The sequence below is a fragment of the Pseudomonas fluorescens genome (genome assembly GCF_001708445.1).
GTDB classification, from domain to species: Bacteria; Pseudomonadota; Gammaproteobacteria; order Pseudomonadales; family Pseudomonadaceae; genus Aquipseudomonas; species Aquipseudomonas gorinensis.
On record NZ_CP015637.1, the window covers coordinates 1,097,012 to 1,119,031 of the forward strand.

The window sequence follows — 22,020 nt, forward strand, 5'->3', positions numbered from 1 at the left end:
TTCCCGGCTGCAAGCGCTGGGGATGAAGACGCTTGCAGCCCGGAACTTGCCGTCGCTGTTACCAGCAAATACCTTCGGTGCGGCCGCTCACACTGGTGGCTTTGGACATGAAGCCCACCAGGTCGACCACTTGCTTGCCATCCGGCGCGTTATGCGCCAAGGCACGGAACTTCTCGTCACGGTTGCCGAGGATGATCACGTCGGAGTTGTTGATCACGTCGTCGAAGTCCGAATTGAGCAGGGACGACACGTGCGGGATCTTGCCTTCGATGTAATCTTTGTTCGCACCGTGCACACGGGCGTATTCGACGTTGCTGTCGTAGATGCTCAGGTCGTAACCCTTGCCGATCAGCATCTCGGCCAGTTCTACCAGCGGGCTTTCGCGCAGGTCGTCGGTACCGGCCTTGAAGCTCAGGCCCAGCAGGGCGACTTTGCGTTTGTCGTGGCCGGCGACGATGTCGAAGGCGTTCTGTACCTGGGATTCGTTGCTGCGCATCAGCGAGTTGAGCAGTGGCGCGTCGACGTCCAGGGAGCTGGCGCGGTAAGTCAGGGCACGCACGTCTTTGGGCAGGCAGGAGCCGCCGAACGCGAAGCCTGGGCGCATGTAGTACTGGGACAGGTTGAGGGTCTTGTCCTGGCAGACCACTTCCATCACTTCGCGACCATCGACGCCGACGGCCTTGGCGATGTTGCCGATCTCGTTGGCGAAGGTCACCTTGGTGGCGTGCCACACGTTGCAGGTGTACTTGATCATCTCGGCGACGGCGATGTCCTTGCGGATGATCGGAGCGTCGAGTTCTTCGTACAGCGACTGCAGGACGTCGCCGGAAGCTTTGTCGAACTCGCCGATAACGGTCATCGGTGGCAGGTCGTAGTCGGCGATGGCGGTGGATTCACGCAGGAATTCCGGGTTGACCGCGACACCGAAGTCGATGCCGGCTTTCTTGCCGGAGCAGTCTTCGAGGATCGGGATCACCACGTTGGCGACGGTGCCCGGCAATACGGTGCTGCGCACCACGATGGTGTGGCGGGTGGTCTTGTCACGCAGGACAAAACCGATCTCGCGGCATACCGATTCGATGTAGTTGAGTTCCAGGTCGCCGTTTTTCTTGCTGGGCGTGCCGACGCAAATCATCGACAGGTCCGTATCGCGAATCGCTTCGGCGAAGTTGGTCGTACCGCGCAGGCGACCGTTTGCGATGCCTTGGCTCAACAGTTCGCCCAGACCCGGCTCAACGATCGGCGATTTACCGGCATTGATCAGGTCGATCTTTTCCTTGGAGATGTCTACGCCCACCACTTCGTGGCCACGGGCAGACAGGCAACCGGCACAGACTGCGCCGACGTAACCCAAACCAAATATGCTGATGCGCATCGCAATTACCTCTTTGTCATTGAAGACGGTATTTAAAACATGCCATTAGATGGCCGGAGTTCATGTTTGCAAGCGTCACAAATGCCGCGAAAGTTGGGCGAATAGACGCCGACTTGCCGCGTACAGGCATGTTGAATAACGAGTGACTAACTATTGCACTCAAGTTGTGCGCAACTTGGCCTTGTTATTGGGGCCTGCCCTCAAATGCAGCCAGCCTTCCTGGGAGAAGGGCCTGGCGTCAGTGCCGCAGGGCTTTGATAAAGGCTACAAGCCTTTAAATATCAATGCCTTGGGTTATCTCACTGACCCATTAGGGTAAGCACAGCCTTGGCCTATAGTGCGTGGCAATTCATCCTTGTCGCCGCTCTTAACTAATCGGTTGGTAAAGTGACCCCTGAGTCAAAGTTCAATGTGACAACTTCGCTACTTCCGTTGGTCGGCCATGTAAGTCATCTCTTACAGAAACAGAGAATTTCGTTACCGGTGGTATGAGCGGTGCTTTAGGACGAAGTTCCGGGCCACTCATCCTGTTTCCGGAAATTTCTTGAAATATTGGCAAAGATGGCACTGGTACTATATTGATAGCACTTGCTATTTGGGCCAGTAGTTACGGGGAGTTGGCGCGCGGGGATAGTTTTTTGCCACTAGTAATTAAAAAGTGGGGTGCCACTACGAAAAAAAATGACGAATGTCGAGTGAAAGAAATTTTAGAGAAGTGTCAGAATATTTTTTGACGCCAAAAAATTGGCTATTCCTGATCTGAAATGCACCCAAAATGTGTGAGGGGGCAAGCCCCTCCCACATGTGGATTTCATTGCCCGAAAGCCTTATTCCGGTGCGTGATCGCGCAAAAACACCAGCTTGTCCGGCTTGGACTGCTCTGCATTGAAGCGGTAGCCCTGCACCTCGAACTGCTTGAGCTGGGCCGGGTCATTGATACGCTCTTGGATCACGAAACGGCTCATCATGCCCCGGGCCTTTTTCGCGTAGAAGCTGATGATCTTGTACTGGCCGTTCTTCAGGTCCTTGAACTCGGTATTGATGATCCGCGCGTTCAGGGCGGTGCGCTTGACCGCCGAAAAATACTCGTTGGATGCCAGGTTGAGCAGCACGTCATCGCCTTGTTCGGCCAGCGCCTGGTTGAGCCACTCGCTGAGGCGCGTGCCCCAGAAGGCGTACAGGTCCTTGCCACGGGCGTTGGCGAGCTTGGTGCCCATCTCCAGGCGGTACGGCATCATCAGGTCCAGGGGGCGCAGCAGGCCGTACAGGCCCGAGAGCATGCGCAGGTGGTCCTGGGCGTAGCTGAAGTCGGCATCGCTGAAGGTGTCGGCGTTGAGGCCGGTGTACACGTCGCCCTTGAACGCCAATAAGGCCTGCTTGGCATTCTCTGGGGTGAAGGCCGGGATCCAGCTGCCGAAGCGGGCGGCGTTGAGGCCGCCGATCTTGTCGGACACGTGCATCAATTCGCTGATCTGCGCCGGGCTCAGCTGACGCAGTTGCTCGATCAGTTCCTGGGAATGGTCCAGGTATTGCGGCTGGGTGAAGCGCGCAGTGACCGGCTTTGACTCGAAGTCGAGGGTTTTGGCGGGGGAAATCACCATCAGCATGAAGTCGTCTCCTGTAATCGTGCGCGGATTCTAGGGGTTGCGGCGTTTTGACTCCACCTATGAAACCCATAGATGCCTCGATTTCTGTAGGAGCAAGCTTGCTCGCGAAAAACGAAAAGACACCGCGTTGATTCAGGATGCCCGCGTCAGCGTTAACGTATTTCGCGAGCAAGCTCGCTCCTGCAATGATCGGCTATAGTGCGCGACGACTCTGGAGAAGGAGACCCTGGTGCGAATTGCGCTTTTATTATCCGCTTGCCTGTTCTGCATGAGCGCCCAAGCGGCGCCGGTGGATGTAGCCAGCCTGGACCGTGGCACCTGGCCCGAAAAGCTCAGCAGCCCGGCGCTGTTCGATGTGGCTTCGCGTGCGGAAATCCTGATGTTTGCCCATAGCCTGATCGCCAGCGAAGCCCAGGATGACGCGGCGCTCAAGCAGCGCCTGGGGTTGAAGATCATCAACCTGGCGGCCATCGATGACCTGCGTCGCCAGCTCTGGCGGCGCTTGCTGGAGAACTACACCTTCGCCCAGCAGAGCTGTGAGGAAGATGCCTCGTTCTGCTACCTGGTGGAAAACATGGACGATCTGCGCGAGCAGGCGGGCAAGTTCGAAGTCGGCGAAAACTCCTTCTATATAGGCTGGGCCGGCCCGAGCCATGTTTTCCATGAGCGTTATCTGGACGAGCTGCTGCGCAAGGCCGCGCTGTTCCCGCAGATCAGCAGCGAAGTCGCGCGTTTCGGTGATCACGAGCGCAATGGCGATGAACTCAACGACCGCCTGTTCCTGTTGACCTTCGACGGCGGGCCGGCACCGGTCAGTGGCAATACCGACTGGCTTACCGAGTACCTGCGCAAGCAGAAGATGAATGCCACCTTCTTCGTGCTCGGCAGCAGCCTGCAAAACCGTGTGGAGCGTAGTTCGGCTGCCGATGTGCAGGCGCTGTACCAGGGCCAGTGCGTCGGCATCCAGGGGTGGCAGTACCGTTCCCACAGCCATTGGGTCGACTGGCAGAGTTCGATCACCCGCAGTGCATCGCTGGCGCAGAACCTGATGCCGGAAAACTACGTACCGCTGTTTCGCCCGCCCTACGCTCAGCGGCGTGCGGACAGCCAGGGCTTCTTCCAGGCCCAGGGCCTGCAGGTGGCGTTGTGGGACATCGACTCCCAGGACGAGCCGGGCAAACTCAAGGCCGATGAGTCGGCGCAACGGGTACTGACGCTGATGCTGTTGTGGCGCAAAGGGGTGATTGTGTTTCACGACACCCAGGACAAGGCGCGGGTGGCATTGCCGCTGTTGCTGCAGGCAACGGCGCAAAGTGGCCTGGGCTGGCAGGACTGCCACGAGGCGTTTCGCTGAAAAGATGAAGTGCCCGGCCCTGTTGGGGATGAGGCGTTTACGGGGAAATTTTGTGCGACATTTCGATGCAGGCGGACTTCCGACTTTAACGGGGTAGCTGGCACTCGGCTAGTGCTATTCGTCATCCTGAAAAATAAACTTCAAAAAACCGTCAAAGTGCTTTTTCCTGTCATGGGTTTTGCGGTATTACGAAGTCAGATCGCCGAAACCTGCAACACAGGTGGCGTCTTCCAAGACTCCTCATGTGGGCACTGCCCTTGATGTCACTCAAGGTGCGGTCGGTGGTCGAATCGAGGCGCAGCACTGTTGTGGTATTGCGTCGACTGGCTCCCACAAAGGTGACCGAGTATGGATGATCATGGACGTAACCCTTCTTCCGACCAGCCAATCCTTTATGTGCTTGATACCAATGTATTGATCCACGATCCAAACGCACTGCTCAACTTCGAAGAACACCACGTCGCCATCCCGATGATCGTGCTTGAGGAGCTCGACAAACTCAAAAGCGGGCACCACAGCGTGGCTGCCGAATGCCGCCAGGCCATCCGCCTGATCGACAAGACCCTGGGCGAAGCGTCACCCGAGGATGTTGAAGTCGGCGTGCCGATCCAGCGCGGCAAAAGCGGACCCAAGGGCTTGCTGTCGATCCTGATGAGCAAGCGCAGCGAGCCCAACAGCCTGCTGCCGGAAAACCTGAACGACAACAAGATCATCAACCAACTGATCGACCTGCACGCACGCGACAAGGACTTGCGCCTGGTGCTGGTGACCAAAGACATCAATATGCGCCTCAAGGCACGAGCGTGTGGGATCGCTGCCGAGGACTACAGTACCGACCAACTGGTCGACGACGTGTCGATGCTGTCCCGTGGTTATCACACCATGACCGGCTCGTTCTGGGACCGTGTCAGCAAGGTCGAAACCCGTCAGGACCATGGCCGCACCTGGCACCAGGTGCAACTGATCGACAACCTGCCGGCCGTGCACATCAATGAATTCATCATCGACGAACAGGGCTTCGTGGGCTGGATCAAAGAGATCCAGGTCGACAAGCTGCTGATCCTCGACCTGCATCAGGAGCCCCTGTTGCACCAGGAAGCCTGGGGCCTGAAACCGCGTGACATCTACCAGAGCCTGGCACTGTATGCGCTGCTCGATCCGGACATCCACCTGGTCAACCTGACCGGCGCCGCGGGCTCGGGCAAAACCATCCTTGCCCTGGCGGCCGCCATCGAGCAGACCATGGTGACCAAGCGCTATCGGCGCATCATCGCCACCCGCAGTGTGCAGGGCCTGGACCAGGAAATCGGCTTCCTGCCGGGCACCGAAGCGGAAAAAATGGAGCCATGGCTGGGGGCGATCACCGACAACCTCGAAGCCTTGCACATGGATGACGAAAACACCCATGGCAGCGTCGACTACATCCTCAGCAAAGTGCCGTTGCAGTTCAAATCCCTCAACTACATCCGAGGCCGCAGCTTCCAACAAAGCCTGATACTGATCGATGAATGCCAGAACCTTACGCCGCACCAGATGAAAACCATCATCACCCGTGCCGGCGCCGGTTCCAAAGTGGTGTGCCTGGGTAACCTGGCACAGATCGACACCCCCTACCTGTCCGCGACCAGCTCCGGGCTGACTTACCTGACGGAACGCTTCAAAGACTTCCCCAACGGCGTGCATATCGCGCTGCAAGGGGTGCCTCGCTCGATTCTGGCCGAATACGCCGAATCGCATTTGTAAACGTGGTCAGTGTGGGAGGGGGCTTGCTCCCTCCCACATTTGTTATGCATTGGGTTTACAATCGGTGCTCCTGATCAGGAGTATCCCTGTGCTGACTCATCTCGATTCCCAAGGTCGCGCCCATATGGTCGACGTCACTGACAAGTCCGTGACGTTCCGTGAAGCGGTGGCCGAAGCGCGGGTGCGCATGCTGCCCGAGACCCTGCAAATGATTGTCGACGGCGCCCATCCCAAGGGCGACGTGTTCGCCGTGGCCCGCATCGCCGGGATCCAGGCCGCGAAAAAAACCAGTGACTTGATCCCCCTGTGCCACCCTTTGATGTTGACTGGCGTCAAGGTCGAACTGAGCGCCGATGGCGCAGACTCGGTGCATATCGTGGCGCGCTGCAAACTCTCCGGGCAGACCGGCGTGGAGATGGAAGCGCTGACAGCCGCCAGTGTCGCCGCGCTGACGATCTACGACATGTGCAAGGCCGTGGACCGCGGCATGACCATCGAAAACATTCGCCTGCTGGAAAAACTTGGCGGTAAAAGCGGGCATTTCAAGGCGGATCAGGCATGAGCATCAACGTACTGTTTTTTGCGCGCTACAGCGAAGCGGTGGGCCTGGACTCGCTGGAGATGGAGGGCGACTTCGCCACCGTCGACGCTGTGCGCCAGGCGTTGGCCAGTGATCCGGGCTTTGAAGTGCTCAACGAAGCCAGCTTGATGTGTGCCCGTAACCAGGAGCTGTGCAATCTCGACGAACCGCTGCACGCCGGGGATGAAGTCGCGTTCTTCCCGCCCGTGACCGGAGGCTGAGCATGGCCATTCGTGTGCAGCCCGAGCCGTTTGATCCGGGTGCCGAAGTCAACGCGATGCATGCGGCGAATGTCGGCGTGGGCGCAGTGGTGAGTTTTGTCGGCTATGTACGCGACTTCAACGATGGGCGCGAGGTGGCGGGGATGTTCCTGGAGCATTATCCCGGCATGACCGAGAAAGCCCTGGCCAAGATCGCCGTCGAAGCCGAACAACGCTGGCCGCTGCTCAAGCTCGAAGTGCTGCACCGCATCGGCGCGCTGGAGCCGGGCGAACCGATTGTGTTTGTGGCGGCCGCCAGCGCCCACCGCCAGGCCGCGTTCGATGCCTGTGCGTTTGTGATGGATTACCTGAAGACCCGTGCGCCGTTCTGGAAGAAGGAAAGCACCCCTGAAGGCGCGCGCTGGGTGGAAGGGCGCAGCAGTGATCACGCTGCTGCCGATCGCTGGAAATAACCAGCCGAACACAGATGCAAATGTGGGAGGGGGCAAGCCCCCGCCCACATTTTTTTATTGCATTTCAGCTTAAGGGCGTTTGCGCTCTACAGCCCGCAGCAAGTGCGTCGGCGGTGTCTCACAGCTGATCTTGCGACCCAGCAGCGCCTCGATCGAGGGCAACTGATACGAGTCATCTTCGCCGGCAAAGCTGATCGACACACCCGCCGCGCCTGCGCGACCGGTACGGCCGATACGGTGCACGTAGTCGTCCGGCACTTCCGGCAGGGTGAAGTTGATCACGTGGCTGATGCCATCGATGTGAATCCCGCGCCCCGCCACGTCGGTGGCCACCAGCACGCGAATCTTGCCTTCGCGAAAGCCTTCCAGGGTCTTGATGCGCTTGTGCTGTGGCACATCGCCCGACAGTTGCGCGGCGTTGACACCATCGCGCACCAGGCGCTCTTCGATGCGGCGCACTTCGTCCTTGCGGTTGGCGAACACCATCACGCGCTCCCAGCCGTTGTCGTTGACCAGGTTATAGAGCAGCTTGTACTTGTCGGCACCGGCCACGGCATAGATGTGCTGTTCGACGTTTTCGCTGGCCACGTTCAGCGCTTCGATCTCGACGATGGACGGGTCGGTGGTCCACTGCTTGGCGAGGTTCATCACGTCTTCGGTGAAGGTCGCGGAGAACAGCAGGGTCTGGCGCTCGTTTTTCGGCGGGGTCTGGCGAATGATCTGGCGTACTTGCGGGATAAAACCCATGTCGAGCATGCGGTCGGCTTCGTCGAGCACCATCACTTCGACCATGTCCAGGTGCACGTCGCCGCGCTGGTTGAAGTCCAGCAGGCGGCCCGGAGTGGCGACCAGGATGTCGCAATGGCGGGCTTCGAGGTACTTGAGCTGCTTGTCGAAATCCATGCCACCGACGAACGTCATGACATTGAGGCCGGTGTACTTGGTCAGGTCGGCGGCGTCCTTGGCGATCTGCACCACCAGCTCCCGGGTCGGGGCGATGATCAGCGCGCGCGGTTCACCCATGTAGCGCTCTTTCGGCGGCGGGGTTTGCAGCAGCTGGGTGATGATCGAGATCAGGAACGCGGCGGTCTTGCCGGTACCGGTCTGGGCGCGACCGATGGCGTCTTTGCCCGCCAGGGTGAAGCCCAGCACCTCTGCCTGGATCGGCGTGCAGTACGGGAAACCCAGGTCCTGGATGGCGTGCATCAGTTCCGGGGCGAGTTTGAAATCGTGGAAGCGGGTCTTGCCTTCCTGGGGTTCGACGACGAAGTCTTCGAGTTTCCAAGGGGTGACAGGCGGTTTTGGCGCGCGTTCGCGGCGGGGTGCTTTTGGTTGGGGCGCCGGCTCGGGGGCGGCCTCGGCAGGTTTTGCCTGTTCAGGCGGCGTCACCGCTGGCTTTTTTTGCGAGGCGACAGGTGCGGGCCGGCCTGGCTGTTGACCGTCATGGCGGCTGCCGGGCGTGGGGACAGGAGCACTGGGAACAGGCGCGAGCGGCTCAGCCTCGCTTTTGCCGAACATCTTCTTAAGTGCTTTGAGCACGGTCATCTCATTAATTGGTTAAGGAATGTACGCCGGCCAGTGTAATGCAAGAATCGGGCGCGGCGTAGTGCGTCTGTCATACGGCTACATAAACGCTGGCTTTCAGCCCAGGCGAGCGGTCAACCAGGTGCCGATGTCGTGTATCTCCTCAGGTAACACTTCGTGGCCCATTGGGTATTCCTGCCATGTCACGGTGACACCACGGCTTTTCAAATGCTCATAAGCGCTGCGGCCCATGGCGTTCTGTACGACGTCGTCGTACTGGCCGTGCAGGCACAGGGTGGGAATGCGCTGCTGGCTGGCGGATAACTCCAGCTCATCCCCAAAGGTTGGAGCATAGGTGGAGAGTGCTATTACGCCGCCCAATGGCCCCTGCCATTGCTTGAACGCCGTGTGGAATACCACCGCACCGCCTTGGGAAAAACCTGCGAGGAAAACCCGCGAAGCGTCTATTCCGCTTCTCTTCTGCGTTTCGATCAAGCCCATGAGCATGTTGGCTGATTCGTCCAGCTCTTCCAGGCTGATCGAACGGGCCGGGCTCATGGCCTTGATGTCGTACCAGCTTGGCATTTCGTAACCACCGTTGATGGTCACCGGGCGAGTGGGCGCCTGGGGCAATACAAAGCGGGTCGACGACAAGGTTTCCTGGAGTGCCTCGGCCACCGGCAAAAAGTCGTAGCGATCGGCACCCAGGCCATGCAACCAGATTACGCAGGCGTCTGCGGGCTTGGCGGGCTGAATAATCAGGGGTTCGGTCATGGTTGCTCCATCTATGTGCGTGCGCTCCGATTGAGTGCATCGGAACGGTGCGCGACAGGTTGATCTGTTAAGAGAATGTCGCAAGGTTGAATGTTTTGCTATTGACCATGGGCTGAAACGACTCAGCCGGTACTCTGGTACGCGCCTTGCTATGTGTAGATCGATGTCAGAACTTTCCTAGGGCGGTAACACTATCAGTGACTGCCGCCTGTGGGATAGCAACTGGAATTACTGCGACAACTTCATGCTGCTTGGCCCCAAAAAAAGCCAACACGGGTCAATATCGCCTCACAAGGGTGCGCTGAAGTTTTAGCTCCGACACAACAAGAGCAACTGGAGGTTTGAATGAAGGTATTGAAATCCACCCTGGCCATCGTAACCGCGGCCGCTGTACTGGGTGTCAGTGGTTTTGCCCAAGCCGGCGCCACCCTGGACGCCGTACAGAAGAAAGGCTTTGTGCAATGTGGCGTGAGTGACGGCCTGCCGGGTTTCTCGGTACCGGATGCCAGCGGCAAGATCCTCGGGATCGATGCTGACTATTGCCGCGCTGTGGCCGCTGCCGTGTTTGGCGACGCCACCAAGGTCAAATTCAGCCAGTTGAACGCCAAGGAGCGTTTCACCGCGCTTCAGTCCGGCGAAGTCGACATCCTGTCGCGTAACACCACCATGACCAGCTCCCGCGATGCGGGCATGGGCCTGAAATTCCCAGGCTTCATCACCTACTACGATGGCATCGGCTTCCTGGTGAACAACAAGCTGGGCGTTAAAAGTGCCAAGGAACTGGACGGTGCAACCATCTGCATCCAGGCCGGTACCACCACTGAGCTGAACGTTTCCGACTACTTCCGTGGTAACAACCTGAAATACACCCCCATCACCTTCGACACCTCCGACGAAAGCGCCAAGTCGCTGGAATCGGGTCGTTGCGACGTGCTGACCTCCGACAAGTCCCAACTGTTCGCCCAGCGCAGCAAGCTGGCCTCGCCGAAGGACTACGTGGTTCTGCCGGAAACCATCTCCAAGGAACCGCTGGGCCCGGTCGTGCGTAACGGCGACGACGAGTGGCTGGCTATCGTGCGCTGGGTTGGCTACGCCATGCTCAACGCTGAAGAAGCCGGTATCACCTCGAAGAACGTCGAAGCTGAAGCCAAGTCCACCAAGAACCCGGACGTCGCGCGTCTGCTCGGTGCTGACGGCGAATACGGCAAAGACTTGAAAGTGAAGAAAGACTGGGTCGTACAGATCGTCAAGCAAGTTGGTAACTACGGCGAAGTGTTCGAGCGCAACCTGGGCAAGAGCACCCCGTTGGAAATCGACCGTGGCCTGAACGCGCTGTGGAACAACGGCGGCATTCAATACGCACCACCTGTGCGCTGATCGCTGATGGTTCTATCACCCGGTGGGCCAACCGCCGGGTGATGTTCTGTTCCATTATTTCCGGGGCACTCCATGCAAAATCAAATCGGCGCACACAAGCAGAAGCTCAGCTTCAGCGATCCCAAGGTGCGTGCGTGGCTATTCCAGATCGTCACGATTGTGGCGGTGGTCTCGCTGGGCTGGTACCTGTTCAACAATACCCAGACCAACCTTCAACACCGGGGCATTACCTCGGGTTTCGACTTTCTTGAGCGCAGTGCCGGCTTCGGCATCGCTCAGCACCTGATCGACTACACCGAATCGGACAGCTATGCCCGGGTGTTCGTCATCGGCCTGCTCAACACCTTGCTGGTGACCGTGATCGGTGTGGTCCTGGCGACCCTGCTCGGCTTCATCATCGGCGTGGCGCGTTTGTCGCCCAACTGGATGATCAACAAGCTGGCGACCGTGTACGTGGAAGTGTTCCGCAACATCCCGCCGCTGCTGCAGATCCTGTTCTGGTACTTCGCGGTGTTCCTGACCATGCCGGGGCCGCGTAACAGCCACAACTTCGGCGATACCTTCTTTGTCAGCAGCCGTGGCCTGAATATGCCGGCCGCGCTGACCGCTGATGGTTTCTGGCCGTTTGTGGCCAGTGTGGTGCTTGCCATCGTGGCGATCGTGCTGATGGCGCGTTGGGCCAACAAACGCTTTGAAGCCACCGGCGTACCGTTCCACAAGTTCTGGGCGGGCCTGGCGCTGTTCATCCTGATCCCGGCGTTGTGCACCTTGGTCTTCGGCGCGCCGCTGCACTGGGAAATGCCCAAGCTGCAGGGTTTCAACTTCGTCGGCGGCTGGGTACTGATCCCTGAACTGCTGGCGCTGACCCTGGCGTTGACGGTGTACACGGCGGCGTTTATCGCCGAGATCGTGCGCTCGGGCATCAAGTCCGTCAGCCACGGCCAGACCGAAGCCGCGCGCTCCCTGGGCCTGCGCCCAGGGCCGACGCTGCGCAAGGTCATCATCCCGCAAGCCTTGCGGGTGATCATTCCGCCGCTGACCAGCCAATACCTGAACCTGGCGAAAAACTCTTCGCTGGCCGCTGGTATCGGTTATCCGGAAATGGTTTCGCTGTTTGCCGGCACGGTGCTCAACCAGACCGGCCAGGCCATCGAAGTCATTGCCATCACCATGAGCGTGTACCTGGCGATCAGCATCAGCATTTCCCTGCTGATGAACTGGTACAACAAGCGCATTGCGCTGATCGAGCGGTGAGGAAACGCACATGAGTTCGCATACGTTCAAACCTGATATGCCGCCGCCGAGCAAAGTCTTCGGGCCGATGGCATGGATGCGCGCCAACCTGTTCTCCAGCTGGCTCAATACCCTGCTGACGCTGTTGGCGTTTTACCTGATCTACCTGGTGGTGCCGCCGATCCTGCACTGGGCCATCCTCGATGCCAACTGGGTCGGCACCACGCGCGCCGATTGCACGAAAGAGGGCGCGTGCTGGGTGTTTATCCAACAGCGCTTCGGGCAGTTCATGTACGGCTACTACCCCGGCGACCTGCGCTGGCGCGTGGACCTGACCGTGTGGCTGGCCATCGTCGGCGTGGCACCGTTGTTCATCTCGCGTTTCCCGCGCAAGGCGATCTATGGCCTGGGCTTCCTGGTGCTGTACCCGATCATTGCCTACTTCCTGCTGCACGGCGGCATCTTTGGCCTGAGCAACGTGGCGACCAGCCAATGGGGCGGCCTGATGCTGACTCTGGTCATCGCCACCGTCGGTATCGCCGGCGCGTTGCCGCTGGGCATTGTGCTGGCCTTGGGGCGGCGCTCGAACATGCCGGCGATCCGGGTGGTCTGCGTGACCTTCATCGAATTCTGGCGCGGCGTGCCGTTGATCACCGTGCTGTTCATGTCTTCGGTGATGTTGCCGTTGTTCCTGCCCGAAGGCATGGGCATCGACAAGCTGCTGCGGGCGTTGATCGGCGTGATCCTGTTCCAGTCGGCCTATGTGGCTGAAGTGGTGCGCGGTGGTTTGCAGGCGATTCCCAAGGGCCAGTACGAAGCGGCCGCGGCGATGGGCCTGGGCTACTGGCGCAGCATGGGCCTGGTGATTTTGCCGCAGGCCCTGAAGATGGTGATCCCTGGCATCGTCAACACGTTTATTGCGCTGTTCAAGGACACCAGCCTGGTGATCATCATTGGCCTGTTCGACCTGCTCAACAGCGTCAAGCAAGCCGCCGCCGACCCGAAATGGTTGGGCATGGCCACCGAAGGCTACGTGTTCGCCGCCCTGGTGTTCTGGATTTTCTGTTTTGGTATGTCGCGCTATTCCATTCATTTGGAACACAAGCTCGACACAGGCCACAAGCGTTAGGAGTTGTTGTTATGAGCGAAGCGATCAAACAGCCTGTGAGCCCTGAAGGCATTATCCAGATGCAGGGCGTCAACAAGTGGTACGGCCAGTTCCACGTGTTGAAAGACATCAACCTCAACGTCAAGCAGGGCGAGCGTATCGTGCTGTGCGGCCCGTCGGGTTCCGGCAAGTCCACCACCATCCGCTGCCTCAACCGCCTGGAAGAACACCAGCAGGGCCGCATCGTGGTCGACGGCGTGGAACTGACCAACGACCTCAAGCAGATCGAAGCGATCCGCCGTGAAGTCGGCATGGTGTTCCAGCATTTCAACCTGTTCCCGCACCTGACCATCCTGCAGAACTGCACGCTGGCGCCGATGTGGGTGCGCAAGATGCCCAAGCGCAAGGCTGAAGAAATTGCCATGCACTACCTGGAACGCGTGCGCATTCCAGAGCAGGCCCACAAGTTTCCGGGCCAACTCTCGGGCGGCCAGCAACAGCGGGTGGCCATCGCCCGTGCGCTGTGCATGAAGCCGAAAATCATGCTGTTCGACGAACCGACCTCGGCCCTCGACCCGGAAATGGTCAAGGAAGTGCTCGACACCATGATCGGCCTGGCCGAAGACGGTATGACCATGTTGTGCGTGACCCACGAAATGGGTTTCGCCCGCACTGTGGCCAACCGCGTGATCTTCATGGACAAGGGCGAGATCGTGGAGCAGGCGGCGCCGAATGACTTCTTCGACAACCCGCAGAATGACCGGACCAAGTTGTTCTTGAGCCAGATCCTGCATTGATCGATGTTTGAAAAAATAAACCCGGCCTGGCCGGGTTTATTTTTGTCTGTTCATGAGGCCTTGAGCGCCTCATCTTCTGTGTTCACGGTATGAGTGAACCCCCGCAGGTCAGCGCCTTCGGCCAATACCTTGGCGTCGGCGAGCAAATGAGGGTAACGGTCCAATAATCGCATCAACAGAACCAGTGGCTTCGGTGGCAGAAGCTCACCGCGTTCATAACGTGAAAAAGCGTTGTGGCCGCCACCCGACAAGAGTTGCACGGTTTCTTTTTGCGTAAGGTGCAGCTTGCGACGGATGCGTTTCATCTCGTTGCCGATCATTGTCCGTGCGGCATGGACGAGTTCATCCCCTGCTTTTGCGTGGCGTTCTGCACTATCCGGGTCATACATGCCGTCGCCGCATGCATGGCATTCCCAGCCAGAAAGGTCATCGACACGACGCTCCATCCCTTTGACGCTGATGGTCTCGCTACGGCCCTCGAACCGAGTCATGCCGTCGGGCGTACCGCATATAAAGCACTGTTGAGTCTTCATGAGTTGCACTCCTTGAAGGAGATTACCGGTGGGTTACCGCCTGAGCGGTAAGTGACCTTTATGTAAATCTCCATGCCGTGTGAACTGATGTGGTACACGTCCTGCCAGACCTTATGGTCTGCATAGGTAGTCATTGATTTGTACAACATCCTGGTTTGCAATTGAAAAACGACTTCTTGCATTTCATGGATCTCAAAGCCGAGTTTCCTTCCTGTGCTCTTCGCCGTTGAGGTAAATGCCTTTTCCTTAAGCCGCCTGACATCCGCCTTGATCACCGCCAGATCGTAATGAGGTGTGTACTTTTCCATAAGACACCTGAGCCGGATAATTACCCTCTAAGGGTAATTTTACTAATCGAAAATACTGCTCCTTTTCCTGCCTAAGAACCCTAGTGCGTTGCCTTTGTAGGTAACTCTGAATAGGCTGTAGGAAAATTCATCCTATGATTGGACGAAAGCCAACATTCCATGACAGACATCGCCCCCCTGATCAAACGCTCCCTGGTGGACCAGGCCCTGGAGCAGTTGCGCTGGCGAATTACCGAAGGCAAGTGGGCCATCGGCGAGCGCCTGCCCACCGAGCCGGAGCTGTCGGCCGAGTTGGGCATCAGCCGCAATACCGTGCGCGAAGCCATGCGCGTGCTGGCGTTCTGCGGGTTGATCGACATCCGCCAGGGCGACGGCAGTTACCTGCGTTCGATGACTGACCCGCTGGGGGCGATGCGGGCGTTATCCCATTGCACCCTGGGACAGGCGCAGGAGACGCGGCAGATTCTCGAAGTGGAGGCCGTCGGCCTCGCTGCCGCGCGCCGTACCGAGGACGATCTCAACGGCCTGCACGAGGCACTCAAGGCCAGCGCCGAGCTGTACCACGGTGACCTGGAGGCCTATATCAGTGCTGACCTGGTGTTCCACGCACGGCTGGTGGACGCCGCGCACAACCCGGCCTTGAGCGAGCTGTACCAGTATTTTTCGGCGGTCATCGGCGCCCAGTTGCGCCAGACCCTGAACATTTCGCCGCGCCGCCAGGCGGTGTTCGACCTGCATATCGCCCTGCTCGACGCCGTGGAACACCAGGACCCGGAACGCGCCAAATCCATCTGCCGGCAGTTGATTAATGAGCCTTGAAGCCAAACGCACGCCCGAACTCGAAGAACTGTTGATCGATGCCGAAGCCGACGACGAGGTGGTGCAACACCGCCGCCCGGTAGTGAATCGCCCGTGGCTGTTGCTGTTGGGCCTGATCCTGGTGGCCTTGAACTTGCGCCCGGCGCTGTCGAGCATGGCGCCGTTGCTGGCAGACGTTTCCAGCAGCCTGGGGTTGTCGGCGGCCAGGGCCGGTTTGCTTACCACCTTGCCGGTGCTGTGCCTGGGCCTGTTCGCACCCATGGCGCCGATCCTGGCCCGGCGTTTTGGCGCCGAGCGCGTGGTGCTGGGGATTTTGCTGACCTTGGCCGCCGGCATCCTCCTGCGCAGTGCTTTTGGCGAAGTGGGTCTGTTCGCCGGCAGCCTGGTCGCGGGCGCGAGTATCGGCATCATCGGCGTATTGCTGCCGGGCATCGTCAAGCGTGATTTCGCCAGGCAGGCCGGCGCCATGACCGGGGTCTACACCATGGCCCTGTGCCTGGGGGCAGCGCTGGCGGCAGGTGCAACGGTGCCCCTCAGTCATTATTTCGGCGATCGCTGGACCTTCGGCCTGGGCTTCTGGATTGTGCCGGCGTTGGTGGCGGCGTTGTTCTGGTGGCCCCAGGTCGGCCAGAAGCAGAGTGCCCACCAGGTCGCCTATCAGGTCAAAGGCTTGCTGCGCGACCCGTTGGCCTGGCAGGTGACCTTGTACATGGGCCTGCAATCGTCCCTGGCGTACATCGTGTTTGGCTGGCTGCCGTCGATCCTGATCGGCCGTGGCTTGAGTGCCACCGAAGCCGGGTTGGCGCTGTCCGGCTCCATCATCGTGCAATTGTTCAGTTCACTGGCCGCGCCCTGGCTGGCCACGCGCGGTAAGGATCAGCGCCTGGCCATTGTGGTGGTGATGCTGCTGACCCTCGGCGGCCTGTTCGGCTGCCTGTATGCGCCACTCGACGGGCTGTGGGGCTGGGCCATTCTGTTGGGGCTGGGCCAGGGCGGGACGTTCAGCCTGGCGTTGACCTTGATCGTGCTGCGCTCACGGGATTCCCATGTGGCCGCGAACCTGTCGAGCATGGCCCAGGGCGTCGGCTACACCCTGGCATCCGCCGGCCCGCTCGCGGTGGGGCTGATACACGATTGGACCGGCGGCTGGGCTGCCACCGGCTGGGTGTTCGCGGTCCTCGGCCTGGGCGCCGTCGTCGCCGGTCTCGGTGCGGGGCGGGCGAAATACGTGGGTGTCAGCAGCGAAGCCGTCTAGAGATACACCACCTCCAGGGTCGCGGAACCGTCCAGGGGGATGTCGGTGCTCAGGTCCAGGTTCTGCTTGGCATTGATCACCGCCTCCAGGGTCAGCGTGCTGGTCAGGGTTTGGATGGCGGCCGGGCCGTCGGTGCTGCCCTCGATGTCGGTGAACCCCAACAGGCTTCTGGCGCCGATGTCGATCGGGTTTTGATTGGCCGTGCGCCAGGCCGCGCCGCCGGTGGTGGATTCGGTGCCGAACACCTGTGGCAATGGGCTGGCCACGGTCTGCTTCGGGTCGAACTTGAGGGAGTAGACCCCGACCTTGTTGCCACTGTTGTCGTACCCCAGCCCGTAATAGATCTCGCTGTTGACGTGGGCCGAACCTTCGCGGTTGTCGCGCATGCGCAAGGCGTAGCGGCCGGGTGCATTGCAACTGACGGTCAGCGTCAGGGACTTGAGCGGCAGCCGGGTGCCTGTGGCCTGGTTGAGGTCTTGTTGGGATATCTTGCCGAATTCGACCAACCCACCGCCGGAAAACACCGGGGTGCAGGCCATGGGGGTGATCAGGCCTGTCACGCGCAAGTCGACGGTGGAGGCGGCCTGGGCCGTCGATACAGGGGCCAGCCACGCAACGGCGGTTAGGGCGAGCAGTAACGTTTTCATGGTTTAACTCCTATAAGTACTTCACGGTCAGGGTCACGGAGCCGTCTATAGGCGCTTCTTTTGTCAGCAACAACGTGTCGGTCGGGGCGATGATCGGCTGGATCGACAAGAGGGCGCTCAGTTGTTGTACCGGCGCCGGGACGGTCACGTTCCTGATGGGGGTGAACGCGCTCAGGGCGTGTGGTGACAGAATTGTCGACGGCGCCCATGTAGTAGGGCCGCTTGAGATGAGCGTGTACATCTCGACGCCGTCGGCCACGGCTGAATCGAGGCTCAAATTCAAGGCGCCCAGCCTTTGGTTGTCGTTGATCAAGCCCAGGCCGAACGAATGGCTTTGATCACCGGAATAACTGGAGCCCTGTCGGTTATCCCGGGGTTCCAGGGCCAGCAGGGTCGACGCCTGGCAGTCGATCGCCAATTTCAGGCTATGAGGCGGCAGCCGGGTGGGTTGATGGGCGTTCAGGTCCTTGGCGGCGATCTTGCCTACGTCATACACGCCACCATTGGACAGGCTGGGTTCACAGGCACTGGGGGTGAGCTGGCCGCTGACGCCCAGGTCAACAGTGGAGGCGGCCTGCGCCAGTGAGTTGAGCAATAGCGTCGTGAGGAGCAAATAGCGATTGAACATGAGGATTCCTGTGGCACTTAGAAGTAGATGATTTCCAGGGTGGCTGAACCGTCGAGTTCGATTTCGCCGCTGAGGTCCAGGTCTACGAGTGGCGCGATCACGGCGTTCAGGGTCAGCAGCGCGCTCAGGTTCTGCAGGGCGTTGGGCCCCTCCGTGCTGCCGGCGGTCGCGGTAAAGCCCAGCAAGCTGCGGGCACCCAAGGCGATGGGGGTGGCGCTGGCGCCGCTCCAGGCGTTGCCGCTGGTGGTGGAGTCGGTACGGTACATTTGGGGCAGGCTGTCGGCGGTGACCAGGGCCGGGTCGACGGTCAGCGCGTAACGGCCGATTTTCTGCCCGCGCGCGTCATGGCCCAGGCCGTAGGCGGTCTCGTCGACGCCGCCGGTGGCTGAGCCGCTTCGGTTGTCGTGCATCACCAAGGCAAAAGGCGTAGGCCCGTCACACGCGACGGTGAGGGTCAGCGGTCGGGAGGGCAGGGGCGTATCCCTGTCGTTGTTCAGGTCGCCGATCGATAACTTGCCAAAATCCACTGTCCCGCTGTTGGACAGGGTTGGCGTGCAGGCGGCCGGGGCGAAGCTGGCTTGCAGATGCAACGCCCGTGAACGGCCCGATGCGGGCGCGTCCACCAGCCCCTCCGTTTCCCAAGTGACGGCGTCGCGCACATGAGTGGCTGCATCGAGGGCCCAGGCGCTGACGTCCAGTTGCACGGAAAAACTGCTGCCGGTTGCGGGCTGGCCGTTGTACATCGGCACGATGCCGTGGTCAGCCCGCCACGTCAGCGTCGAGGCGACCGCCGCTGGCGCCTGGTCTTGCCCTGGCAGCAGGCCGAGTTCCACGGCCCGGCCATCCAGCACCCCGTCCCGCACCTGCACGCGGTAGCTGCCGCCTTCGGTGAAGCGCAAGCGCTCGGTACCGGCGGCCAGGGCGCGGTAAAACAGGCGCATGTCACTGGGTTGCGGGCAGTTCAAGGTCAGCGACAGACGGCGTTCGCCGAGCAATCGCTCTGGCGCAGATGCGGGGCCGCTGGCGCGTTTCATCAAGCCGAAATCCAGGCGCGACTGGCTGAGGTCCAGGCGGCAGTCGTCCTGTGCGTGGACGGTGCCGGCGAGGAGCGCCAAGGCGGCCAGGGCGTAGTGAAGGTTCATGATGGTGTCCTCAAGGAGTCTGGCAGCGCGCCGGGGCGGTTTCGTAGTACACGTGGGGGTCGGCCTTGGCGGGCAGTTCAAAGCGCAAGTGGCAGCGTGGCTGGCCGGGGGCCTTGATCCACAGCGTGCGGGTGTCGAGCACGTTGGGGATAAATACCTGGTTGTTTTCCTGGACCAGCGTGATGAACTCGCCGTCTTCGGTGGTCACCGCTGCGCCACGGGGCACGGGTCGGTCCAGGGTCAGCAGTGCGCGACGGGTCAGCGATACGCCGAATTCAACCCGGTCTACCGCGCCGCGCCCCGCCGATACCACGGCCAGTCCATTGCTGATGTCGGCATTGCGCGGCAATGAACGGGTTTGGACTTCCACCGGGCTACGGCCATAGGGGCTGAGCTGGGACGCCACGGCGTGGCCTTGCCAGTCGGTCCATACCGGGCCACTGGGGGTACTCACCTGCACGCCGGCCATCTCGCCCACCGACACCACGGCGAAGGTGTCGCGCACCGGATAGGGCGAGAACGTCACCCCACCGCCATGCATGACCACTGCGCCACGGGCACCGCCCTGGTAGCTTGAGCGCTCGGCATCGGAGCGGGTGTAGTTGAAATCCAGCTGGCTGTAGTACGGCAACGCAGAAAGGCCGAGGGACGACTCCACCTCGCGGTCGCGGGTGTCGTGTTCCACGGCGACCCGGTAAGCCAACTGCTCATTGATCTGTTCGTTGAGGCCCAGCCCGGTGCGGTGTTCACCCCCCGAGTTGCGCACCCATGCCCGGCCACGGCGACTGTCCCCAAGCGGCACGCTGAGATTCAGGTACAGGCTGTTGTCATTGTGCTGGCGGCCACTGACTTGCCATTCGGCCGTGGCGGAAACGGACACACCGCGTACCTGGGTGCCCCACGACGCCAGGGCACGGCTGCTGCTGTCGCCCTGGAACGAAGACGACCGGGACATGCCCGCACTGAACGCACCCCACCCTGGGTGGGACCAGGAAACCGTGGCGCTTTGCTGGTCGCGGTAGCGTGAGCGTTGCTGTGGCTCGGTGTCGGTGACGTACGTCGACTCGGTCAGGTCGCGGTACCCCTCAGTGCGCCAGGAGTTGGCGGCGCTGACCGCCCAGCGCTCGTTCAACTTCTGCGACCAGGACAGGTCGGTCTGCACACCGCGCTCGCGGATTCGGCGCGTCGCCTCTGCGCCCACCACGGTCACTTGCACCTGGCTGTCCTGCCAGGGCAACAACCCCAGGCTCAGGCCCGCCGAACGATAATCTTCGGCCGCCAGTACGCCGCTGCCGAAGCTGACTTGCGGATGGAGTGATGCACTCCAGCCGGCGCTCACCACCCACGGCTCGGCGGCCTGGCCATCGCCTATGCTACGTACCCGCCCGGCGGCCACCGAGTAGCCGGGCGCAGGCAGGTCCAGGCCAAGCATGGCCGCGGGTACGGTGAAGCGGCGTTCCTCGCCGGTGGCTTCCTTGACGGTCACTTCAACGTCAGAGCGCCCGTTCAGGCGCGGCACATTGCTCAACGAAAAGGGCCCGGCGGGCACCACGGTGGAGTGGATCAAGGTGCCGTTCTGGCGGACTTCGACCTGCGCCGGCCCATTGGCGATGCCGTTGATCGTCGCGCCCTGGTTCTGCTCTTGCAGGGCCTGTTCATTGAGCACTTGTACGCCGGTGATTTGCGCGCCGGCGAGTACCGGGTTGTAGAGGTTGATCTGCCCGGCCTGCAGCACCGCCTGTTGACTGGCGAAGGTGCGTTGGGCGTAGGCGTCCAGGTGGGTGGTGCGCGAGACACGGTCTTGCCAGGTTTGTACCTGGCGACTGCGTACGATCCAGTCGCCCGCATTGAAACCGACCTCGGTATTGGCCGAGGCAAAACGGCTGGTGTCGTCGCTGTATTGGCTGTATAGCCCGGTGATGTCGTAATTGATCAGCGCGGCAAAACCGCCGGTTGAATAACCGGAAATGTCCTGCGTCAGCGGACGCAGCGCCTGGGTCGGCACCACCAGGGCCAGGCTCAGGCTGGCCGGGTCGGCATCGATCACGGTTTGTGGGTAGTCCTGGAGGAAGCCGTAGCAGCTGCTTTCCTCTGCCGGGCCGGTTGACGGCATAACCAACTGGCCGGCGTCGAGCAACGGTGGGTCGAAGCACAGCGCGCCGTGCTGATCGAAGCTCACGTCCACGCGGCCACGGCGCTGGCCGTTGACGCTCAGGCTGAGCGCATGGCGCCCTGGGGCGAACCGCGGTGCCTGCATCAACAGGCTGGCAAGCTCGGGGTCGATTCCCCGCTGACGCAACGTCTGCGGGTCGAAGGCGCTGGCCGTTGATGGGGTGTCCGCCCAGGCGGCGTTCGACAGCAGTATCTGCCCCAGGAACAATGGGATAAATGCCCGGCGTGGTGAAATGCCGGGCACGGCTTTGCCGTCACGGATGTTCATGACTGTGTTCACACAAGTGCACTCATAGGATGGAAAAACCGCCACGATTTCCTATCGCTGCAGGTCGTTTCCTGGTGGCCTTAGGGGTGGCCACTTCGTTTTT

General features: G+C 60.7%; 21 protein-coding genes. 11 read left to right on the top strand and 10 right to left on the bottom strand.

The annotated features are described in order from the left end of the window. Positions 1-58: 58 nt before the first annotated feature. Together A7317_RS04850 and yaaA are read right to left on the bottom strand one after the other, a co-directional pair. Entirely contained in the window at positions 59-1,375 is a 1,317-nt protein-coding gene (locus A7317_RS04850) for a nucleotide sugar dehydrogenase (RefSeq protein ID WP_024073559.1), read from the bottom strand. 827 nt (positions 1,376-2,202) lie between these two features. Beyond that, positions 2,203-2,982 (bottom strand): peroxide stress protein YaaA, encoded by a 780-nt coding sequence (yaaA, locus tag A7317_RS04855; protein ID WP_024073560.1) that lies wholly within the window; start codon positions 2,980-2,982, stop codon positions 2,203-2,205. A gap of 229 nt (positions 2,983-3,211) precedes the next feature. Here yaaA and A7317_RS04860 point away from each other — a divergent pair, with 229 nt between their 5' ends. The 5 genes from A7317_RS04860 (at position 3,212) to moaE (ending at position 7,332) form a co-directional block, all read left to right on the top strand. Beyond that, a complete protein-coding gene (locus A7317_RS04860; RefSeq protein WP_024073561.1) occupies positions 3,212-4,336 on the top strand; it encodes a polysaccharide deacetylase family protein in 1,125 nt (374 codons plus the stop codon). Between the two features lie 348 nt (positions 4,337-4,684). Continuing rightward, on the top strand, positions 4,685-6,079 hold the full coding sequence (locus tag A7317_RS04865) for a PhoH family protein (RefSeq protein WP_024073562.1): 1,395 nt from the start codon (positions 4,685-4,687) through the stop codon (positions 6,077-6,079). 88 nt (positions 6,080-6,167) lie between these two features. Continuing rightward, positions 6,168-6,641: a cyclic pyranopterin monophosphate synthase MoaC gene (gene moaC / locus A7317_RS04870; protein ID WP_024073563.1), complete on the top strand. Its 474-nt coding sequence runs from the start codon at positions 6,168-6,170 to the stop codon at positions 6,639-6,641. Continuing rightward, positions 6,638-6,880, top strand: coding sequence for a molybdopterin converting factor subunit 1 (moaD, locus tag A7317_RS04875; RefSeq protein WP_024073564.1), 243 nt, complete (start codon positions 6,638-6,640; stop codon positions 6,878-6,880). The genes moaC and moaD overlap by 4 nt, the downstream gene beginning before the upstream one ends. A gap of 2 nt (positions 6,881-6,882) precedes the next feature. After that, complete coding sequence (moaE, locus tag A7317_RS04880) at positions 6,883-7,332, top strand: molybdopterin synthase catalytic subunit MoaE (protein WP_024073565.1); 450 nt, start codon at positions 6,883-6,885, stop codon at positions 7,330-7,332. A gap of 69 nt (positions 7,333-7,401) precedes the next feature. Here the strand turns inward: moaE and rhlB are convergent, their stop codons facing one another. Beyond that, positions 7,402-8,877 carry an ATP-dependent RNA helicase RhlB gene (rhlB, locus tag A7317_RS04885; RefSeq protein ID WP_069075297.1) on the bottom strand — a complete coding sequence of 492 codons (1,476 nt, stop codon included), beginning with the start codon at positions 8,875-8,877 and terminating at the stop codon, positions 7,402-7,404. Positions 8,878-8,973: 96 nt separating this feature from the next. After that, positions 8,974-9,630, bottom strand: coding sequence for an alpha/beta hydrolase (locus A7317_RS04890; RefSeq protein WP_069075298.1), 657 nt, complete (start codon positions 9,628-9,630; stop codon positions 8,974-8,976). Between the two features lie 345 nt (positions 9,631-9,975). Here A7317_RS04890 and A7317_RS04895 point away from each other — a divergent pair, with 345 nt between their 5' ends. The 4 genes from A7317_RS04895 (at position 9,976) to A7317_RS04910 (ending at position 14,145) form a co-directional block, all read left to right on the top strand. Next, the gene (locus A7317_RS04895) at positions 9,976-11,007 is read left to right on the top strand and encodes an amino acid ABC transporter substrate-binding protein (RefSeq protein ID WP_024073568.1); all 1,032 of its coding nucleotides are present in this window, start codon (positions 9,976-9,978) and stop codon (positions 11,005-11,007) included. Between the two features lie 72 nt (positions 11,008-11,079). Beyond that, positions 11,080-12,261 carry an amino acid ABC transporter permease gene (locus A7317_RS04900; protein WP_069075299.1) on the top strand — a complete coding sequence of 394 codons (1,182 nt, stop codon included), beginning with the start codon at positions 11,080-11,082 and terminating at the stop codon, positions 12,259-12,261. A 10-nt stretch (positions 12,262-12,271) separates the two neighbouring features. Further along, complete coding sequence (locus tag A7317_RS04905) at positions 12,272-13,369, top strand: amino acid ABC transporter permease (protein ID WP_024073570.1); 1,098 nt, start codon at positions 12,272-12,274, stop codon at positions 13,367-13,369. An 11-nt stretch (positions 13,370-13,380) separates the two neighbouring features. Continuing rightward, positions 13,381-14,145: an amino acid ABC transporter ATP-binding protein gene (locus A7317_RS04910; protein WP_003171943.1), complete on the top strand. Its 765-nt coding sequence runs from the start codon at positions 13,381-13,383 to the stop codon at positions 14,143-14,145. 50 nt (positions 14,146-14,195) lie between these two features. On the opposite strand, the gene A7317_RS04915 is transcribed toward A7317_RS04910, so the two are convergent. Continuing rightward, positions 14,196-14,678: a type II toxin-antitoxin system MqsA family antitoxin gene (locus A7317_RS04915; RefSeq protein ID WP_024073571.1), complete on the bottom strand. Its 483-nt coding sequence runs from the start codon at positions 14,676-14,678 to the stop codon at positions 14,196-14,198. After that, complete coding sequence (locus tag A7317_RS04920; RefSeq protein WP_024073572.1) at positions 14,675-14,986, bottom strand: type II toxin-antitoxin system MqsR family toxin; 312 nt, start codon at positions 14,984-14,986, stop codon at positions 14,675-14,677. Before A7317_RS04920 ends, A7317_RS04915 begins: the two co-directional genes overlap by 4 nt. A gap of 159 nt (positions 14,987-15,145) precedes the next feature. On the opposite strand from A7317_RS04920, the gene A7317_RS04925 reads away from it, so the two are divergent. Next, on the top strand, positions 15,146-15,805 hold the full coding sequence (locus tag A7317_RS04925; RefSeq protein ID WP_069077368.1) for a FadR/GntR family transcriptional regulator: 660 nt from the start codon (positions 15,146-15,148) through the stop codon (positions 15,803-15,805). Then, positions 15,795-17,060: a CynX/NimT family MFS transporter gene (locus A7317_RS04930; protein ID WP_069075300.1), complete on the top strand. Its 1,266-nt coding sequence runs from the start codon at positions 15,795-15,797 to the stop codon at positions 17,058-17,060. Before A7317_RS04925 ends, A7317_RS04930 begins: the two co-directional genes overlap by 11 nt. Here the strand turns inward: A7317_RS04930 and A7317_RS04935 are convergent. Genes A7317_RS04935 through A7317_RS04950 form a run of 4 tightly spaced genes read right to left on the bottom strand, consistent with a single transcriptional unit; the run spans position 17,057 to position 21,917 of the window. Continuing rightward, complete coding sequence (locus A7317_RS04935) at positions 17,057-17,707, bottom strand: DUF1120 domain-containing protein (RefSeq protein ID WP_069075301.1); 651 nt, start codon at positions 17,705-17,707, stop codon at positions 17,057-17,059. The genes A7317_RS04930 and A7317_RS04935 overlap by 4 nt on opposite strands. Positions 17,708-17,717: 10 nt before the next feature. After that, on the bottom strand, positions 17,718-18,335 hold the full coding sequence (locus A7317_RS04940; RefSeq protein ID WP_069075302.1) for a DUF1120 domain-containing protein: 618 nt from the start codon (positions 18,333-18,335) through the stop codon (positions 17,718-17,720). Positions 18,336-18,352: 17 nt separating this feature from the next. Then, the gene (locus A7317_RS04945; protein ID WP_069075303.1) at positions 18,353-19,477 is read right to left on the bottom strand and encodes a DUF1120 domain-containing protein; all 1,125 of its coding nucleotides are present in this window, start codon (positions 19,475-19,477) and stop codon (positions 18,353-18,355) included. A gap of 10 nt (positions 19,478-19,487) precedes the next feature. Next, positions 19,488-21,917: a fimbria/pilus outer membrane usher protein gene (locus A7317_RS04950; RefSeq protein ID WP_069075304.1), complete on the bottom strand. Its 2,430-nt coding sequence runs from the start codon at positions 21,915-21,917 to the stop codon at positions 19,488-19,490. Positions 21,918-22,020: the final 103 nt, after the last annotated feature.

What these genes read in the sequence shown, in the direction of transcription:
- yaaA (WP_024073560.1), bottom strand. Translation starts at nt 2,982, where the DNA reads ATGCTGATGGTGATTTCCCCCGCCAAAACCCTCGACTTCGAGTCAAAG.
- A7317_RS04935 (WP_069075301.1), bottom strand. Translation starts at nt 17,707, where the DNA reads ATGAAAACGTTACTGCTCGCCCTAACCGCCGTTGCGTGGCTGGCCCCT.
- A7317_RS04910 (WP_003171943.1), top strand. Translation starts at nt 13,381, where the DNA reads ATGAGCGAAGCGATCAAACAGCCTGTGAGCCCTGAAGGCATTATCCAG.
- A7317_RS04890 (WP_069075298.1), bottom strand. Translation starts at nt 9,630, where the DNA reads ATGACCGAACCCCTGATTATTCAGCCCGCCAAGCCCGCAGACGCCTGC.
- A7317_RS04945 (WP_069075303.1), bottom strand. Translation starts at nt 19,477, where the DNA reads ATGAACCTTCACTACGCCCTGGCCGCCTTGGCGCTCCTCGCCGGCACC.
- rhlB (WP_069075297.1), bottom strand. Translation starts at nt 8,877, where the DNA reads ATGACCGTGCTCAAAGCACTTAAGAAGATGTTCGGCAAAAGCGAGGCT.
- moaE (WP_024073565.1), top strand. Translation starts at nt 6,883, where the DNA reads ATGGCCATTCGTGTGCAGCCCGAGCCGTTTGATCCGGGTGCCGAAGTC.
- A7317_RS04850 (WP_024073559.1), bottom strand. Translation starts at nt 1,375, where the DNA reads ATGCGCATCAGCATATTTGGTTTGGGTTACGTCGGCGCAGTCTGTGCC.
- A7317_RS04905 (WP_024073570.1), top strand. Translation starts at nt 12,272, where the DNA reads ATGAGTTCGCATACGTTCAAACCTGATATGCCGCCGCCGAGCAAAGTC.
- A7317_RS04920 (WP_024073572.1), bottom strand. Translation starts at nt 14,986, where the DNA reads ATGGAAAAGTACACACCTCATTACGATCTGGCGGTGATCAAGGCGGAT.
- A7317_RS04930 (WP_069075300.1), top strand. Translation starts at nt 15,795, where the DNA reads ATGAGCCTTGAAGCCAAACGCACGCCCGAACTCGAAGAACTGTTGATC.
- A7317_RS04950 (WP_069075304.1), bottom strand. Translation starts at nt 21,917, where the DNA reads ATGAACATCCGTGACGGCAAAGCCGTGCCCGGCATTTCACCACGCCGG.
- A7317_RS04940 (WP_069075302.1), bottom strand. Translation starts at nt 18,335, where the DNA reads ATGTTCAATCGCTATTTGCTCCTCACGACGCTATTGCTCAACTCACTG.
- A7317_RS04900 (WP_069075299.1), top strand. Translation starts at nt 11,080, where the DNA reads ATGCAAAATCAAATCGGCGCACACAAGCAGAAGCTCAGCTTCAGCGAT.
- moaD (WP_024073564.1), top strand. Translation starts at nt 6,638, where the DNA reads ATGAGCATCAACGTACTGTTTTTTGCGCGCTACAGCGAAGCGGTGGGC.
- A7317_RS04865 (WP_024073562.1), top strand. Translation starts at nt 4,685, where the DNA reads ATGGATGATCATGGACGTAACCCTTCTTCCGACCAGCCAATCCTTTAT.
- A7317_RS04915 (WP_024073571.1), bottom strand. Translation starts at nt 14,678, where the DNA reads ATGAAGACTCAACAGTGCTTTATATGCGGTACGCCCGACGGCATGACT.
- A7317_RS04925 (WP_069077368.1), top strand. Translation starts at nt 15,146, where the DNA reads ATGACAGACATCGCCCCCCTGATCAAACGCTCCCTGGTGGACCAGGCC.
- A7317_RS04895 (WP_024073568.1), top strand. Translation starts at nt 9,976, where the DNA reads ATGAAGGTATTGAAATCCACCCTGGCCATCGTAACCGCGGCCGCTGTA.